Annotated in this window: 9 protein-coding genes; all 9 read right to left on the bottom strand. The window is 57.8% G+C overall.

Going from position 1 to position 18,759, the window contains the following annotated elements; translation table 11 throughout:
- Positions 1-51: 51 nt before the first annotated feature.
- Positions 52-2,139, bottom strand: coding sequence for a putative bifunctional diguanylate cyclase/phosphodiesterase (locus KDX30_RS22750; RefSeq protein WP_231677567.1), 2,088 nt, complete (start codon positions 2,137-2,139; stop codon positions 52-54).
- A 324-nt stretch (positions 2,140-2,463) separates the two neighbouring features.
- Complete coding sequence (locus KDX30_RS22745; RefSeq protein WP_231677566.1) at positions 2,464-3,942, bottom strand: efflux transporter outer membrane subunit; 1,479 nt, start codon at positions 3,940-3,942, stop codon at positions 2,464-2,466.
- Positions 3,939-7,046 (bottom strand): multidrug efflux RND transporter permease subunit, encoded by a 3,108-nt coding sequence (locus KDX30_RS22740; protein ID WP_099268836.1) that lies wholly within the window; start codon positions 7,044-7,046, stop codon positions 3,939-3,941. The genes KDX30_RS22745 and KDX30_RS22740 overlap by 4 nt, the downstream gene beginning before the upstream one ends.
- A complete protein-coding gene (locus KDX30_RS22735; protein WP_027897984.1) occupies positions 7,043-10,153 on the bottom strand; it encodes an MdtB/MuxB family multidrug efflux RND transporter permease subunit in 3,111 nt (1,036 codons plus the stop codon). The genes KDX30_RS22740 and KDX30_RS22735 overlap by 4 nt, the downstream gene beginning before the upstream one ends.
- Positions 10,150-11,460 (bottom strand): MdtA/MuxA family multidrug efflux RND transporter periplasmic adaptor subunit, encoded by a 1,311-nt coding sequence (locus KDX30_RS22730; protein WP_231677565.1) that lies wholly within the window; start codon positions 11,458-11,460, stop codon positions 10,150-10,152. The genes KDX30_RS22735 and KDX30_RS22730 overlap by 4 nt, the downstream gene beginning before the upstream one ends.
- Positions 11,461-11,619: 159 nt before the next feature.
- Positions 11,620-12,120 carry a thiol peroxidase gene (gene tpx, locus KDX30_RS22725; protein ID WP_095093918.1) on the bottom strand — a complete coding sequence of 167 codons (501 nt, stop codon included), beginning with the start codon at positions 12,118-12,120 and terminating at the stop codon, positions 11,620-11,622.
- A gap of 159 nt (positions 12,121-12,279) precedes the next feature.
- A complete protein-coding gene (locus KDX30_RS22720; RefSeq protein ID WP_231677564.1) occupies positions 12,280-15,969 on the bottom strand; it encodes a translocation/assembly module TamB domain-containing protein in 3,690 nt (1,229 codons plus the stop codon).
- Complete coding sequence (locus KDX30_RS22715; RefSeq protein WP_231677563.1) at positions 15,966-17,699, bottom strand: autotransporter assembly complex protein TamA; 1,734 nt, start codon at positions 17,697-17,699, stop codon at positions 15,966-15,968. Before KDX30_RS22715 ends, KDX30_RS22720 begins: the two co-directional genes overlap by 4 nt.
- A 66-nt stretch (positions 17,700-17,765) precedes the next feature.
- Complete coding sequence (locus KDX30_RS22710) at positions 17,766-18,416, bottom strand: GNAT family N-acetyltransferase (RefSeq protein WP_231677562.1); 651 nt, start codon at positions 18,414-18,416, stop codon at positions 17,766-17,768.
- Positions 18,417-18,759 lie beyond the last annotated feature (343 nt).

Below are 18,759 nucleotides of genomic sequence, written 5' to 3'. Positions count from 1 at the left end.
CGTGTTTACTTAGCGACAGCGAGGTGTCAGAAATTGCTCGAAGACTACCAGTCAGCCTGCCAGAACGGTAGCGCCTCTTGCCGCATGGATGTCAGCCATGAAGCGTTCGGCAGGTTGTGGATGGCCTAGCAGATAACCCTGCAGTGCATCACAGCCCAGACGCGTCAGGAAACTCTGCTGACGGTCCGTCTCGATCCCTTCGGCAACGATCCGCAGATTCAGCGCCTGCCCTACTGCGACGATGGCCGAGATGATCGCTGCATCGTCACTGTCATGCTCCAGATCACGAACGAAGCCACGATCAATCTTCAGTTCATTGGCAGGCAGTCGCTTGAGATACATCAGGCTCGAATAGCCCGTGCCGAAATCGTCAATGGACAGGTCGACGCCCATTTCCGATAACTTTTGCAATACGCTGATGCTCGCCTCAGTGTCGCTCATGGCCGTGGTTTCGGTGATTTCCAGGGTCAGGTTATTGGCCGGCAAGCGGTGCAGTTCGAGCGCTTTGGCAACGGTTTCCACAAGGCTGGAATGACAGAACTGAAGCGTCGAAAGATTCACCGCGACACGCCAGTGGCCATAACCCATGTCCGCCCAGATACGCATCTGGCGACAGGCTTCGTCCAGTACCCATTCACCGATACTGACAATCAGCCCGGTCTTTTCGGCCAGGCCCATGAAGGCATCGGGCAACAGCAGCCCCTTTTGCGGGTGATTCCAGCGCAACAGCGCTTCGGCCCCCACCGGCTCACCGCTGACAGCATCGAATTTGGGTTGATAGTAAAGACTGAAATGCTTGTACTTGATCGCAACACGCAGTTCCTGCAACAGCTCCAACTGATTGCGCGCGTTGGTATTCATACTCGGATCAAAGAAGCTGTAGCCATTTTTACCCGCTGCCTTGGCGTGGTACATCGCGGCATCGGCGTTCATCAGTAGCTCTTCCTGAGTCTGTCCGCACCCTGGATAAAGCGCGATGCCAATGCTGACGGATATCTGCAACAGTTGATCGGCAATATGAAACGGCTGTGCAATCACATCGACCTGACGTGCAGCGATACAGGGCGCATCATGAATATCCTCCACATCCACCAGCAGAACGAACTCATCGCCACCGATCCGCGCCAGAGTATCCCGACGATGCAGGTTGGCCCGCAAACGCAAACCCACATCCCGCAGCAGTTGATCGCCAACGTGATGACCAAAGGCGTCGTTGACGGGTTTGAAGCCATCCAGATCCATGAACATCAGGGCGAAACCCCCGCCTTTAGCGTCAACGCGCTGCATGGCCTCCTCGATCCGTTCCGCCAGCAACACCCGATTCGGCAACCCCGTCAATGTGTCATGCAAGGCCAGATGCTGCAGTTCACGGTTGACCTGGATCAGAGACTGCGACAGCTCGGCAGTCCTTGCCTCAAGCCTTGCATCGAGTATCGACGTCAGCAAGGTGAAGGTCAGCACCGCGAGACTTCCCACTAATACCAGCGAGAACAGGCCGTTGTAGTGAATGCCGTCAGCGAGTGCGCCGCAGTAGCTGTCCTCGGAAAATCCTGCCGCCGCCATGCCGGTGTAATGCATGCCGACAATGGCCATACCCATCACCACCGCCGCTGCACCACGGGCCAGGCGTACATGGGGCGCCTGTCGGCGCAAGCGAAAGGCAATCCAGAGTGCAGCGGCCGAAGCGGCAACGGCAATAGCCAGTGAGGCCAGCACCGTGGCGGGGTCGTAGGTGATTCCGGGATACATACGAAGCGAGGCCATGCCGGTGTAGTGCATGGCACTGATGCCTGCGCCCATGAACAAAGCCCCCAGGCCCAGCACGGACAGAGGCATCTGCGGCTGGCTGACCAGCCACAGCGCAAACCCCGAAGACAGGACCGCAATCAGCAGTGACAGAGACGTGATGGGCAGATCGAAGGCCAGCTCTATAGGCAGGTCAAAGGCGAGCATGCCAATAAAATGCATGGACCAGATACCAACGCCCATGGAACAGGCACCGCCGGATATCCAGAAGGCAGCGGCCCGGCCTTTCGCGGATGCAATGCGCCCGGCGAGATCAAGTGCGGTGTAGGAAGCGAGGATGGCGACGAAAACTGAAACCAGAACCAACGACGAGGTGTAACTGCCAATCAGCATGGATGACCGCGACCTGGATAAATGAGCGTATCCATGCCCAGTCAAAAACCCGATTCTACCGTTTGTTCAATGGGTTGTGGCGGTCACTCGTCGAAAATATGGCGCATAGCCATCAGCTGGGGTTTTAAAGTAACGGATTTGTTGGAACGAGTGGGCGCATATCCCTTGTGGTAGCCGGGCTTGCCCGCGATGCATGAGACGCAGCTTAGAGACATTCCGCGTTATCGTTTATCGCCGAGATGCCGCCCAGATCAAGCTCTGCCCCCACAGCTTGATCGCATTCGAATTGACACTCTTTGAATAACCAGAGCAAAATCAGTCCCCTCAATCCTTGTCCGCCTGCATATCCAGACCACTCTGCGCATCCCATCCACCGCCCAGTGCAGCGATCAGTTGAACACTGGCAATAAGACGACTTTGCAGCAAGGTCAGCACGCTGCGCTCATTGCTCAGGGCGGTGGCCTGGACGTTGACCACGTCCAGGTAACCAATGAGGCCAGCCTTGTACTGATTGCTGGTCAGGCGCAGAGATTCACGGGCAGCGTCCAGTGCCTCGGCGCGCACGCTGGCTTCGTCTTCATAGACTTTCAGCTGGGTCAGGTAATTTTCCACTTCCTGGAAGCCAGTCAGGACAGTCTGGCGGTACTGCGCCACGGTCTGGTCGTACACCGCTTCGGTGCGGTCCACTTCTGCCGAACGCTGACCGCCATCGAACAGCGTCATCGCCAGCTGTGGGCCCACCGACCAGAAACGATTGGGCAAGGTGATCCAGTTGGAGAATGTACTGCTGCTGTAACCACCACTCATGCTCAGGGTGAGGTCCGGGTAATACGCCGCCTTGGCGATTCCGATGTTGGCGTTGGCCGCCATCACCGAACGCTCGGCTGCGGCGATATCCGGGCGACGCTCAAGCAACTGCGACGGCAACTCCAGAGGAATCGCTGGCAACGCCGGAATAGAGGTGCTGGCCGCCAGATTGAAGTCCGCCGGGGCCTGCCCCATCAGCACGGCAATGGCGTTCTCGAACTGCGCACGCTGCCAGACCAGATCGATCAGATCAGCCTGAGTACTTTTCAGTTGGGTTTGCGCCTGAGCCACAGAATCACGCCCGGAAATACCCGCGCGGTATTGATTCTGGGTCAGTCTCAATGAGCGCTGATAAGCCTCGACAGTGGCCTCCAGTAAACGCTTTTGCTCGTCAATCACCCGCAGTTGCAGGTAGTTCTGCACCAACTCTGATTGCAGGCTCAACCGCATGGCAGCGAGATCGCCAAGACTGGCCTGGGCGCTGGCAGTATCGGCTTCCAGTCCGCGGCGCAACTTGCCCCAGATATCGGCTTCCCAGCTCACGCCCAACTGAGTGTTGTACGTGTCACGAATACCGCTGCTGGAACTGCTCAGGCTCGAACTGCTGCTGCCTGTGCCTTGGCTTGAACGGGTTTTGCCAGCGGAGAAATCGAGAGTCGGGAAGAACGCCCCGCGAGAACTGCGAACCAGCGCCCTGGCCTGACGGTATTGAGCCTCGTACTGGGCGACGGTCTGGTTGGAGCTGTTGAGTTTCTCTACCAGGCCATTGAGTTGCGTGTCGCCGTAAACCTCCCACCAGGCGCCCCGGGCCATCGCATCACTGGGCGCAGCCTGGGTCCAGCCTTCAGCCGCCTTGAACTGCGCAGGCGTCGGCATTTCAGGCTTTTGATAATCCGGGCCGACCGCGCAGGCACTCAATAGCGCAGCACACAACGCCAGACACAGCGTGCGTCCAGGCCGGTGTTTGAAGGATTTGATCTTCTGCTGTGCGGTCATAGCGGAGTTTCCAGAGCGGCATCGGTGCGCACGCCACGCCATTTATTGAAACGATGGCGTAAACGGTCGAGATAGAGGTAAACCACCGGGGTGGTGTAAAGGGTCAGGACCTGGCTGAACACCAGACCGCCGATGATGCACAGACCCAGTGGACGACGCATTTCAGCGCCATCCGCTGTGCTCAACAGCAGCGGCAGAGCCCCGAGTATGGCTGCCATGGTCGTCATCAGAATAGGCCGTAGACGCTGCAGGCAGGCGGCGCGAATCGACGCTTCGGGACTCATGCCACTGTCGCGCTCAAGTTGCAGCGCGAGGTCAATCATCATGATCGCGTTTTTCTTCACGACCCCAATCAGAAGGAACAGGCCCAGCAACGAGATCAGGCTGAATTGCGAACCCAGCACGTAAATGCTCAGCAAGGCCCCTACTCCGGCCGACGGTAGCGTGGACAGAATCGTCAGCGGATGAATGTAGCTTTCGTACAGGATGCCCAGCACCAGATAAACCGCCAGCAAGGCACCGAGAATCATCCACGGCTGGCTTTTCTGGGTCGCGGCGAACGCATCGGCGGTACCGGCCATCTTCGCGATCACATCCGAAGGCAAGCCGACCCCCGCGACGGCGCGCTCAATGGCAACTGTGGCCTGATCGAGGCTATAGCCTTCGGCCAGATCGAATGAGATGTTTTCCGAAGCAAACTGACCGTCATGGGAAACCGTGTCGTCGGCCAGACTGCGCTCATAGCGTGCGATGCTCGACAGCGGCACGCGATTGCCGTCCGCAGTAATCACCTGAACCTGCTCAAGAGTCGCTGGGTCCTGAGCAAATCGGGGATTGACCTCCATTACCACCTTGTACTGGTTGAGGCTGTCGTAAATCGTCGACACCTGACGCTGGCTGTAAGCGTTGTTAAGCACCGCAGTCACCATGTCCATGTCGATGCCCAGACGTTTGGCGGCGTCGCGGTCAACCTGCAACGTGACCTGCTGGGCACCGCGTCCTTCCCGGGCATCGATGGCAGTCAGCTCCGGCAGGGATTTGAGCGCTGCCACCACTTTCGGATACCACTCACGCAACGCATTCAGGTCGCCGCTTTGCAGAATGTATTGATAGGCCGATGTGGTCTGCTCGCGGCCACCGCCCAGTTGCAAGTCCTGATCAGGGGCCAGAAACACCCGCCCGCCCGGCACCTTGGGCATTTCCTTGCGCAAACGTTCTACGACCTGTTCGGCGCTGAGTTTGCGCTCGGATATGGGCTTGAGCCGCACCAGCATGAACGCGTTATTGGTGCCGTTGGTACCACCGATGAAGCCTGTCACCGTGTCTACGGCGGGATCGGTAAGTATCGCATCGCGGAATATTTCCATCTTAGGCTGCATGACCGTGAACGAAAGGCCGTCATCACCCCTTACAAAACCCACCAGTTGCCCGGTGTCCTGAGTCGGCAGGAATGTCTTGGGCACCACCACATACAACGCAACGTTGACTACCACTGTGACCAACAGGCTCAACAGCGTCAGACGTCGATGACGCATCACCCAGCCGAGACTGCGGTCGTAGCCTGCCACCATGCGGTCATTGACCCGGTTGCTCCAGCGTTGCAGCCTGTTCTCGCTGCCCGGCACATGCGGCTTGAGCCAGCGCGCGCACAGCATAGGCGTCAGTGTCAGGGAAACCAGCAACGAGACGATGATCGACGCCGAAAGCGTAATGGAGAACTCGCGGAACAGGCTTTCCACCAGCCCGCCCATGAACAGAATCGAGATGAACACCGCCACCAGCGACACGTTCATGGCCAACAGCGTGAAGCCCACTTCCTTGGCACCGAGGTACGCCGCCTGCATCGGGGCAACGCCTTTATCGATGTGTCGGGAAATGTTTTCCAGGACCACAATGGCGTCATCGACCACCAGCCCGGTGGCCAGAATCAACGCCATCAGCGACAGGTTATTCAGGGAAAAACCGTACAGGTACATGATCGCGAAAGTGCCCACCAGGGACACCGGAACTGCCAGGGTCGGGATCAGCGAAGCCCGGAAGTTGCCGAGAAACAGGTACACCACGAGGATCACCAGAATCACCGCGATCAACAGCGTCATCTCTGCTTCGTGCAGCGTCGCCTTGATGACTGGCGAACGGTCCATCGCCAGCTTGAGCGTGGCGCTGGCGGGCAAGACAGCCTCCAGGGCCGGCAATTGCGCCTTGATCTGCGCCACGGTTTCAATAATGTTCGCCCCCGCCTGCCGGTTGATAACCAGCAGCACCGCAGGTTTTTTGTTGAAGAAGCCTGAGTTGTAGCGGTTCTCCACACCATCGCTGACTTTCGCGACATCCTTGAGCCGCAGCGCTGCGCCATCCTGATAACGAATGATCAGCGACTCATAATCCGAGGCTTTTTCCAGCTGGTCGTTAGCCTGAACCTGCCAGTTATACCGGGAGTTTTCCACTGCCCCTTTCGGACGACGGACGTTGGCGTTGTTGACCGCCGTACGCACCTCATCGAGGGACACGCCATACTGGTCAAGCAACTGCGGCTCAAGTTCGATGCGCACTGCGGGCAATGAGCTGCCGCCGATCTGTACTTCACCCACACCGCTGACCTGAGACAGGCTTTGGGAAAGGATGGTGGACGCCAGGTCATACAGCTCGCCCTTCTCCAGCACCTCGGACGTCAGCGACAGGACCATGATCGGCGCCTGGGACGGGTTTACCTTTTTGTAGGTGGGCATGCTGCGCATACCGCTGGGCAGCAGGTTTCGCGAGGCATTGATCGCCGCCTGCACTTCCCGCGCCGCGCCGTTGATGTCGCGGTCCAGGTCAAATTGCAGGATCACCCGCGTGGAGCCCTGGCTCGAACGACTGCTCATGGTGTTAATACCGGCAATCGATCCCAGCGAACGCTCCAGCGGCGTCGCGACACTGGATGCCATGATCTCGGGGCTGGCACCCGGCAAACTGGCGGACACCACGATGACCGGGAAATCCATGTTTGGCAGCGGTGCGACGGGCAGCAAGCCGAAACTGACGCCGCCCAACAGCATGATCGCCAGGCTCAGCAGCATGGTTGCTACCGGCCTGCGTATGAAAGGACCGGACAGGTTCATGCGTCGGCCTGCTCCAGACGCGCATCAGCGTCCGGTTTCCGGCCCCAGCGGCGGCCCATACGATCGAAGTACAGGTAAATCACCGGTGTCGTAAACAAGGTCAACACCTGGCTCAACATCAAGCCGCCGACCATCACAAGCCCCAACGGTTGACGCAGTTCAGCGCCAGAGCCGCTGGCCAGCATCAGCGGCACAGCGCCGAACAACGCCGCCATTGTCGTCATCAGAATCGGCCGGAAGCGCAGCAAAGCCGCCTCATAAATGGCTGTTTCAGGATCCACACCCCGGTTGCGCTCTGCATCGAGGGCGAAGTCGATCATCATGATGGCGTTTTTCTTGACGATACCGATCAACAGGATGATGCCGATAATCGCAATCATGCCCAGATCGTTGCCACTGATCAGCAACGCCAGCAAGGCCCCCACCGCCGCTGACGGCAATGTTGAAAGAATGGTGATCGGATGGATGTAGCTCTCGTAGAGCACGCCCAGCACGATATACATGGTCACGACAGCCGCGAGGATCAGCAGCAAGGTGCTGGACAACGAAGCCTGGAAGGCTTGCGCTGCCCCCTGAAACTCGGTCTGTACGCCAATGGGCATGCCAATGTCTTTCTCGACCTGCTGAATGATCTCCACCGCTGACCCCAGTGCAACATTCGGCGCCAGGTTGAAAGACATCATGACTGCCGGGAACTGCCCCAGATGTGTTATCGCCAGTTGCGCCTGACGTTGTTCCACATGGGCCAGACTCGACAGTTTGACCTGTGCACCGTCGGTGGTCTTGACGTGAATCTGCTCTAGCGCCTGAGGCCCCAATTCGCTGGCAGATGCGGCCTGCAACACCACCCGATACTGACTGGCCTGAGTGTAGATCGTCGAAATCTGCCGTTGACCAAACGCGTCATACAACGCATCGGTGATGTTTGCCACCGTCACGCCGACACGACTCGCCGCATCACGGTCGATTGCCAGATAGACCTGTAAACCCTTGTCCTGCAAATCGCTGGCAACATCCGTCAGTTCCGGACGCTTGCTCAGCGCATCCACCAGCCGACCGCTCCACAGACTCAGTAATTCGGCGTCCGGGGAGGACATGCTGAACTGATACTGGGTACGGCTGACCCGGTCCTCAATGGTCAGGTCCTGAACAGGCTGCAGGAACAGACGTATGCCGGACAGCTTGTCCAGTTGCGGCTGCAAGCGCTGGATGATCTCGGTTGCGGTGACATCCCGATCGCCGTGGGACTTCAGGTTAATCAGCAGACGCCCGCTGTTCAGAGTCGCGTTATCGCCATCCACACCGATGTAGGACGAAAGACTGGTCACGTCGGGATCTTGCAGAATGATTTTCGCCAGTGACTGCTGTCGCTCGCTCATGGCGGCGAAGGAAATCGATTGCGGTGCCTCGGAAATCCCCTGAATCACGCCGGTGTCCTGCACCGGGAAGAAGCCCTTGGGCACCACCATGTAAAGGAAGACGGTCAATGCCAGCGTGGCAATCGCCACCAGCAACGTCAGCGGCTGATGCTTGAGCACCCAGCGCAACTTGTTGCCGTACGCTTCAACCAGCCAGTCCAGCCAGGCACCGCTAGCGCGGTAGAAGCGGCTTTGCTCTTCTTCCCTGGGTTCACGCTTGAGCAACCGGGCGCACATCATGGGCGTCAGGGTCAGCGACACAACCAGCGATATAAGAATCGCCACCGCCAGGGTGATCGCAAACTCGCGGAACAACCGCCCTACTACGTCAGCCATGAACAGCAGCGGAATCAATACGGCAATCAGGGAGATCGTCAGCGACACCAGCGTAAAGCCAATCTGCTTCGCGCCCTTGAGCGCCGCCTGCATCGGTGATTCACCCTCTTCGATATGTCGTGAGATGTTTTCCAGCATAACGATGGCATCGTCGACCACGAAACCGGTGGCAATCGTCATGGCCATCAATGTCAGGTTGTTGACCGAAAAACCCGCCAGGTACATCACCCCGAAGGTGCCCACCAGAGACAGCGGTACTGCAATCGACGGAATAATCGTGGCGCTGAATCGACGCAGAAACAGGAAAGTCACCAATACCACCAACACGATGGCAATAAGCAATTCGTGTTGCACGTCTTTGACCGAGGCCCGGATCGTCTGGGTCCGGTCCGTCAGAACCACAACATCCAGCCCCGCAGGCAAGTTATCGGTGATGCTCGGCAGCAACGCCTTGATGCGATCCACAACCTCGATAACGTTGGCACCCGGCTGACGCTGGATGTTGAGGAGCACCGCCTGATTCTCGTTGGCCCAGGCCGCAAGACGCTCGTTCTCGGCACCATCGACGATTTCCGCTACATCCTTGAGACGCAGTGGCGCGCCGTTGCTGTAGGCCAGAATCAGATTGGCGTATTCCTCAGGGGATTTGAGCTGGTCGTTGGCGTCGAGCATCGACACCCGGGTCGGACCGTCGAAGTTACCCTTGGGCTGATTGACGTTGGACGCACCAATCAAGGTACGCACATCCTCAAGGTTCAGGCCGTTGGCGGCCAGTGCCTCGGGATTGACCTTTATCCGTACCGCCTGACGCTGGCCACCGGCGATGCTGACCATGCCGACGCCACTGATCTGGGAAATCTTTTGCGCCATGCGCGTGTCGACCAGATCGTTGAGTTTGGGCAACAACATGGTCTTGGACGTAATAGCCAGGGTCAGGACCGGGGTGTCTGCCGGGTTGACCTTGTTATAAACCGGAGGCGCCGGCAAATCAGTGGGCAGAAGATTGGTCGCGGCGTTGATCGCGGCCTGTACCGACTGCTCGGCCACGTCCATATTCAGGTCGAGACTGAATCGCAAGGTAATCACCGATGCACCACCGGAACTGGTGGACGCCATCTGACTCAGCCCCGGCATTTGCCCGAACTGGCGCTCAAGAGGCGCCGTGACGGCGCTGGTCATCACTTGCGGACTGGCGCCCGGGTACAAGGTCATGACCCGGATGGTCGGGTAATCGACTTGCGGCAGTGCAGATACCGGCAGCAACTTGTAGGCGATCAAACCGGCCAGAACGATGGCGAGCATGCTCAGGGTCGTTGCGACCGGCCGCAGGATGAACAGTCTGGAGATGTTCATGCGCGAGTGCTTTCCGCCTTGCCAACCGACGCCGACTCATCAGTGCTCTTGCCCGGCTTACCCTGTAGCTGCTGACCCGGGGTCGTCGGGACATCCTTGCTGTCGCTGACCACTTCTACCGTAGCGCCATCCCGCAGACGATCAGTGCCTTCCAGCACGACACGATCCCCGGCAGACAGCCCTTCGCTGACCACAGTCATTTGCTCGTTGTTGGCGCCAGTCTTGAGTGCGCGGATCTTGACCTTGTTGTCGCCATCCATCGCGTACACAAAGGTGCCGTTGGTACCGAACTGAATCGCGGCGGTAGGCACCAATACAGCCTGCTTGAGGGTATCGGCCAACAGATGCACATTGACGAACTGGTTAGGGAACAGCACTTCGTTCTGGTTCTCGAAGCGGGCCTTGAACTTCAGCGTTCCGGTGGCCACATCGATCTGGTTGTCGAGACTCGCCAGCACACCTTGGGCCTGCTGTTTCAAGTCACCACGATCCCAGGCCTCCACGGGCAACTTGTCGCCACTGCGGTAGCGGGTAATCACATTGGCCAGGTCTTTCTCGGGCAGTGTGAAAGCAACGGTGATGGGCTTGGTCTGGGTGATGATCACCAGCGCCATGGTGTCATTGGCCGCCACCAGATTCCCGACGTCCAGCTGCTTGAGGCCGATACGTCCGGCAATCGGGGCACGAATGCGAGTGAATTCAAGATTGAGTTTGGCGTCACCTACCGCTGCCTGATTGGTCTTGATCGTGCCCTGATACTGATTGACCAGCGATTCGGCGGTATCCAGCGTCTGCTTGGCAATACTGTCTTCGGCATACAGATCGCGATAGCGCTGCACGTCCAGTTGGGCGTTTTTCAGCAGAGCCTGATTGGTCGCCAGCGTACCTTCCGCCTGCTGCAGGGCGATCTGATAACTGCGTGGATCAATCTCGGCCAGCAAGTCCCCGGCCTTGACCATTTGCCCTTCCTGAAAGTTGATCTTGACCAGTTCGCCCGCCACCCGGCTGCGCACATTGATGGTGTTCATCGCGGTCACGGTGCCCAAGGCCTTGTAGTAAATCGGGAAATCGCCCAGCACTGCCGGAGCCACCCGAACCGGCACGGGAATAGTAGAACCACCAAAGCCAGGACGCGCCACGCCACTTTCGGCCGTACTGCCTGATTTGCGGTGCGCGCCGTCTTTGCCCGGCGCAGATGCAGGCCACAACCACCAGCACAAGCCGACGATAATCAACAGGACCAACAGGCTGATGAGCCAGCGACGGGGACTACGGGGGCCAGACGATTGCATGAATAAATCAACCATTGCGGATGGGGCTTTTCAGGAGGCTGAACAATAAGCACAGATGCGTGACAAGCAAAGCGCCTTTACCGGCAATTTACTTTGTCCTTACTTTTGTTAAACAGCTGAAGCGTAAACGAAAACGGCCTGAACATATTCAGGCCGTCCAGGTATTGCCAGGTGTTACTTCAATACGGCCAATGCTGCGTCGTAGTCGGGTTCCTGGCCGATTTCCGGGACCAGTTCGCTGTGCAGCACTTTATCGTTCTCATCCAGTACGACGACAGCGCGAGTGGTCAGACCAACCATCGGACCATCAGCAATGGCAACACCGTAGTTTTCCATGAACTCGCCGCCACGCAGGGTGGAGAGATTCTTCACGTTTTCCAGACCTTCCGCACCGCAAAAGCGCGCCTGTGCGAACGGCAAGTCGGCAGAAATACACAGCACGACGGTGTTAGTCAGGTCATTGGCCTGGGCGTTGAACTTGCGAACGGAAGTTGCGCAGGTAGGTGTGTCGACGCTTGGGAAGATGTTCAGCACTTTGCGCTTGCCAGCAAAGTCAGCCAGGGTCACGTCAGCCAGATCACCGCCGACCAGCGAAAAGGCCGGGGCTGCAGCGCCGACTTTTGGCAGTTCGCCATTGATTTGGACAGGGTTGCCTCTGCGAGTCACTTGAGCCATGAACTGAGTCCTTTTTCCACGGGTTGATTAGACGGAGAAGTTAACCATGAAAGTGTTGATCGACCTAGAGTGCAGGTGGTTGTTAATAAAATCGCGTTACTGCTCTGGAACGCGTGCGCCTGCGGGAGCACCCCAATTCCAGCAGATACATGGGTTTTGTCAAAAATCCCGTTTGTAAAAAATATCCAGCGAACTGGCCAGACCACTTGCAGCTTCCAGGTAGACCTTTTTGCTCAACATGTAGCGCAGGGCAATGGTATTCGCTGGTTCGAACACCCCGACGCCATAGCGCAAACTAAGTTTGTCGGTAATTTTACCGCTGGCGACGACGTTGGTTTTTTCCCCCGAGCCCGAGGTGTCCAGTTCAAAGTCACGAATACCCAAATCCTTGGCCAGCTTGCCAGTGGTTGACTCACTGCCCGCCAGCCCTAGCGCCAAGGCAGCCTGGGCCATCATGTTGCTGTCTTCGCCCGTGTTGTTCAGCGGCCTTCCCAGCACCAGATAGGACAGCGCCTGCTCCTGACTCATGGCGGGCTCGGAGAATACGGTAGTGGTCGGTTGCTCGGCACTGCCCGACAACCGGATGCCCGCGACAACATCATCTGTTTGCCGAATCGCCTCCACATCCAGATACGGTTGATCGATTGGCCCGGCAAACAACAGCCGTGCCTTGCGAATCGTCAATCGCTGCCCATAGGCGCGATAGCGGCCATTGTTGAGGTTGAGTTCGCCCCGAGTGTCCAGGTTGTCACCAATGTGCACCCGGCCCGCAAGGTCGGCGGTCAACCCGAAGCCTGTAAAGCTCAGCTTTTCCTGCCCGACCTGAACGTCGATGTCCATGGCCATCGCCAGTGGCGGCTCGCCCTCCTCCGTTTGCTGCCCAACGATCACGGTGTCGCCTGACAACTTGACTGTGGACGGCGGCAGCTCACGAACAGTTATCGTGCCTTGGGGAATCAATACTTTGCCGGAGATGCCCAGACGACCGCCCTGCATCGAGATTTTCAGGTCAGGTGCAGCTTCGAGTCTGGCATAAGGTTCAACCATGATTGGGAGACGCGAACCTTTGACGCTCAGATCGACCGCCAACGCCTGACTCCAGCCAATCTGCCCGGCCAGGCGCCCTACCCCGGTATCGCCGCTTTTCCAGATGCCGTCGAGCTGAACGTTTTCTCCGGCGATCAACGCCTGAATCTGCAAATCCTGCACGCTCATCGGCAACTCTGGCCCGGATACCTCGCCACCACTGAGGTTTACGCTGCCGTTCACTTGCGGCGCAAGAAGACCACCAGACAAACGTCCGCTGCCATTCAGTCGCCCATTGAGTTTCTGCACCATGGGCAGGAACGGGCGGGCAATGGACAGATCAAGCCCGCTCAGGTTGAAATCGCCGCTCAAGGTCTTGTTCTGCGCCAGCGGATCAATGCGGGCGTTTACCTGCAACGTCCCAAGCTTTCCACCACGGAAATCCAGGCGACTGTCGATGAGTTTCGGGGTCAGTTTGCTGGTCAGAACCAGACTCTCGTAAGGGAAGTCCAGCCATTGTTCCTTCTCTTTGATGCGCAGCGCTCCACCGCTGGTATTCACCGTAATTTGGCCGTTAGGGCCGGCGGCAGGCACATCGAGTTGGACGTCAGCATTAAGCGCGCCTTTCCAGGCAAAATCCTTTGGAAGCCACTGAGCCAGACTGTCGAGAGGAAAATTCTTCAAGTGGTAACGCAGACGCGGTTCGGGCATCAGGCGCTGATCTTCACCACACAGACTGGCCGCGCCGGAGAGCCAGCAATGTGCACCAAAGTTCACCTTGCCGTCAGCCAGACGCTCCAGCCTGGCCGGCTGCTGCAATTGCCAGCGTTGCCCCCCCGTCTGCACATCGCCACTGGACAGCCTTCCGCGCCAGTTGCCCTTGTCGAGGTTGCCGTCCAGACCCAGCGCCAGTTTTAGCAGTGGTCCCTGCAAGTCGAGCTTCATCTGCTGGCGTTTGATATCGCCCTGAGCATCAACAATAAGAGTGCCCAGCTGCTTGTCGCCGACTTGAATACCATTGCCTTTGATATCGACATTGGCGCGCTGGGCGTTATCGAGTCTGGCGTTCACGTTCAGCGTTTTCAGCTGATTGCCCTGAAAGGCCAATTGCGAGCCTTGCATGCCCAACTGGCCTTGGGGCGCGTTCAACGTTCCGGCCACATCAAGGCGGCCTTTGACATGCCCTTGCAGCCCTGGCCATAGCTGCCCCAGCCGCGGCAGGTTGATATCCAGTTGACCCAGCAGACGCTGCTGCAGGCTGCCATTGCCTTGAACCCGGTTATCCCCGAGGCGCACTTCAAGCGCACCGACATTCCACTTGTCACCCGCACCATCGGCTTTGACCTGCAAAGCCGCAGGCTGACCACGCAGACGGCCCTTGAGGTCCAGATCCGCGCTCAGGCTCAGCTGCTCGTTTCTGATCTGCCCTTTGCTGCGCAGCGGTCCGGCCAGCGTGCCCGGCATTTGCGCGACCCAATAGGCAGGGTCAATGGCGCTCAGGTCCAGTGCAGTATCCCAGCCGATGCCATCGGCAAATTGCAGGTTCAGGTGCCCTGTGGCCTTACCCTGCCCGGCAACCATTTCCAACTGCGGCAGGAAGATCTGAGTCAAATCACCACTGAATGGACTCACAAGACTGAACGCACCTGCCGGACCGTCAAGATTGGCGTTGAAATTCCCCAGATATTTACCGTCGGTGTAGGACACTTCCCCAGTGAATTTGCGCAAGGCCACCTGTGGTTCTTCGATCAGTGGATACAAGCGGTGCCAGGGGAAATCAAGCCAGTCGAGCTTCGCATCGGCACGAAACTCATGTTCCCAGTTCAACGCCCCTTTGAGACTCAAGTGCTGCTCGGCACTGGCATTCAGATCAAGAGCCTCGATCACTGCACCCTTGGCATCAACGCGCCCGTTGAGTGCCAGAGCCACAGGACCTTGCTCGGCAGGCAGACTGGCCGAGCCCTGTAGCTCATAACCGTTTTGAAGATCGCCCTTCGCATCCAGTAGTAACTGATTGAGTTGCAGGGTATCCGGCAATGAGCCGGTCGCTTTGAACGGTTCGGCACTGATCCTTAACTGTGCGGGCAGGTTCTCCGCCAGCGGTTGCAGTTCGCCGTCCAGCAAGCCCTGCAGATAGCCACTGCTGATGCCCTTGAGCTGCAGGGTTTTGAGCAGATCACCCTGGATATCCAGATTGAGTGTCCAGGCGCGACCGTCGACGTCAGGTAGTTTCACTAAACCGGTGGCGGACAAAGGCCACTCCCCGGACGGCTGAATCAGGCCAGCCAGATCCAGCACCAGATCATCCCGACGCGCATGAACGTTATCCAGACGCAAACCTTCTGCGGTCCAGTGCGCGGCCAGTTTCAGGTCGGCGACCTGCTCGTTGCCATCCAGTGACACACTGCCGATACGCACATCGCCCAGACGGATCGCCAAAGGCAGCTTCAGATCGGGCAACTGCAAAGGTTCGCTTTGCGCTGCATCGTTAGCCGGGGCCAGTTGCAGGCGAACCTGATCAGCGTGAAGCTGCTCGATACACAGGGTCATTTTCAGCAGGCACCCAGGCGACCAGTCCAACACCGGTTTGTCTATTTCGACTCGAGTGGCCTCTTGTTGCCAAATCAAGTGATCAGCCTGCCATTGCCCGCCCAGGCGGCCATTGAAGTTTTGCAGCTGCAAACCCGGTACGCGTGCCAACACCCATCGGCTACCCGTCTCAGTGCCCAGTAGCCCCCACAGACTGACAAACACCAGCAGCACAATGGCGACCAGTGCCAACCCAAGAGCCTTCAGCGAACGTCGCCAGTTGAACGGCTTCATAGCTCAGGCCCCATGGAAAAGTGCAGCCGAATGCCGCCGTCATCGTCCAGTGCATGAGCCAGATCCAGGCGCAACGGGCCTACCGGTGAAACCCAGCGCACGCCAATGCCGACGCCAGTCTTGAGGCTCGGCAATTCCAGCGTATCGAAAGAGTTGCCTTGATCGACGAAGGTCGCTACTCGCCATTTTTCAGCGATGGAGTATTGGTATTCGACACTGCCCGCCACCATGTAACGTCCGCCAATACGGTCACCGTCGGAGTTTTCCGGTGAAAGCGTCTGATAGTCATAACCGCGAACGCTTTGGTCACCACCCGCGAAGAAGCGAAGAGACGGCGGGATCGATTTATAGCCATTGGTGGCGTTGCCGCCGAACTGCACGCGGGCGAGAAAGCGGTGATTGTCCCAAAGCGTGGTCAGGCCCTTCAGCAACACATTGCCATGCAGCAGGTTCGAATCGGACATCAGCCCTTCCTTGGCGACTTGAGCATCGAACTGCAGGCGGTAGCCATTATGCGGATCGATACGATTGTCGCTTCGCAGATAGGAATAGCTGACGCCCGGCATCAGCAGCGTGCTGAGGCCCGAATCATTGCCCAGTCGATACTCCTCGCGCTGCCACTTCAATGAGACAACCCGCTCCCAGCCGCTGGGTAATTTGCTGTGCCATTCCGGGCCAACCGTGAGCAGCTTGCTCAGCGTGTCAGTCCCGGCGATCTCCTCGTATTGATACCCACCTGCAAAGCGCAGCTTGTCAGTCAGCGGCGGGTCCAGCGGGATGTCATACCAAAGGCCGACGTTCTGACGCGGTGCAGACAATTCACTTTCGATGCCGTAGCTGTGGCCTTGGGGATTGACCCAGTGCCGGGTCCAGTTGGCCTTGCCCCGCGGTCCGACGTCCGTTGAATAACCCAGCCCGAGGCCCATGGTGCGAGGTTTACGTGTCTCCAGCTGGACAGTGACAGGAATCTCTTGCCCCACAGCGGCGGTCGGCGCCGCATCCACACGCACGCCCTCGAAATAGCCACTGGTTTGCATCGCCTGATTCAGTTCGGCAATCAGTTCGGAATCGTAAGGCGTGTTTTCCTTGAACGGCACCATGCGCTTCAGCAAGTCGTCATCAAAAGGCGCGTCGCCACTGAAGCTGACTTTGCCCAGCGAATAGCGTGGACCGCTGTCGTAAACCAGATCGATGTCGGCAATACCGGCAGCAGGATCGACCGAGAGACGCTGCTGGATGAACCGACCGGAGAAGAAACCATAGCGAGATGCCTGATTCAGGATCAGGCGCTTGGCGTCTTCGTAATGACCATGATTCAGCACCGCACCACTTTTCAGCGCATCGCCTTCGGGGACCCGAAATGCCTTGAGTGAAGCGGCCTCGCCTTCAATGCGTACCGTGACGTTGCGCAGATGAATGGGCTCACCCGGCTGAACCCTGATAACCAGGTGTGGCTGATTGTCTTTACCGGTCTTTACTTCACTGGTGATTTTCGCCTGGTAATAACCCAGCGCCTGCGCTGCGCGCTGCGCCTGCTCTTCGGCACCGATGCTGAAATGCTGCAGGCTGTCAGCATCACGCTCGCCGGGACTGCCCACATAGCCTTCGATGTTGGCTTTGAGCGCGGAATTGGCAGGCGTGACCTTTACATCCAGCTGTCCTTCGGCGAACGCCGTGACGCTGGATACACCAAGAATCAAACCGCTGGTAAACATTGCAAGAAACTTCATGGCGCGAATGCTAACACGGGCAACGGCTATCACTGGAACACGCCAAGCAGTTGAAATTTCATGCCTTTATGCCGTGGCTTGCAGTGAAACCTGCGGATTTGGGTGGAAAAATACGTGTTCGCGGACGGGTCCTACAGCCACTTCACCGATTTCCTCGTAACCCTGTCGCTTAAAGAACTCAAGATATCGCGCATTTCCCGTATCGAGGACGATGCCCTGGGAGTTTTCATCTTCGGCGCACCAATTATGTACAGCCTGCAACAGTTGCTCACCAAGCTGTTCACTTTGAAATTCTGGATGAATTCCGAGCAGAGGTAATACATGCACGGACTCTGAAGGCAGACACGCCAAGACTGCGTTGTAGTATTCCAGGTAACGGCGCGTGCAGTTGAAGCCGGCGCTGAGCACCATGCGCAGGCGCCACGCCCAGCTTTCGGTAATACCTAGGCGTCGCTGCGGAGGTGCGATCAGCGCTGCACCGACCAGTCGGTCATTGATGAACAGGCCGATCGCGGGCAGTTGCTGAAGAAAGTGCTGTTTGACCAATGCTTTGACTGTGGCGCGTACGCGTTGGTCAAAGCCGCTGCGTTGAGCGTTGAGCAGGTAGGCGAAACTCGGTTCGTGGCGATAGGCTTCGTAAAGCAGAGAGCGGGTTTCCCTCGAGTAACCGCTGTCGAGCTGACGCACTTCAGCCACGATGGCAGACGATTCTGGCATGGAACAACCTCTCATTAACGGCGCAGCTCGGACGGCAGCGCTCCATTGCTATAAGGGTTCGAGTCATGGCTCGCAGCCACAGTTCCAATATCCTTTTGGGATGCTATTTGGGCTTAGTTGGACGTGCGTTTTTATTGCTTGATTCTTGTGTACATATCCGTTTCTGCGGTGAGGGCTGATATTGGCTGCGCTTTTACAGCGCCTCACTTTTGAAAGGAGCCCAAAAGTAAGCAAAAGGCTCTTGCCGGTATGACTCACCCACATGGGTTACAAATCAGTTCACGCACATAGGTAACAGTTTTTAACTGGCAGGGTCGATTTCGCGAGGATCTGACCATGCCCT

Source organism: Pseudomonas quasicaspiana (genome assembly GCF_021147825.1).
GTDB lineage: Bacteria > Pseudomonadota > Gammaproteobacteria > Pseudomonadales > Pseudomonadaceae > Aquipseudomonas > Aquipseudomonas quasicaspiana.
The sequence above is the reverse complement of the archived record's forward strand: the minus strand, read 5'-3'. Positions and strand labels throughout refer to the sequence as shown.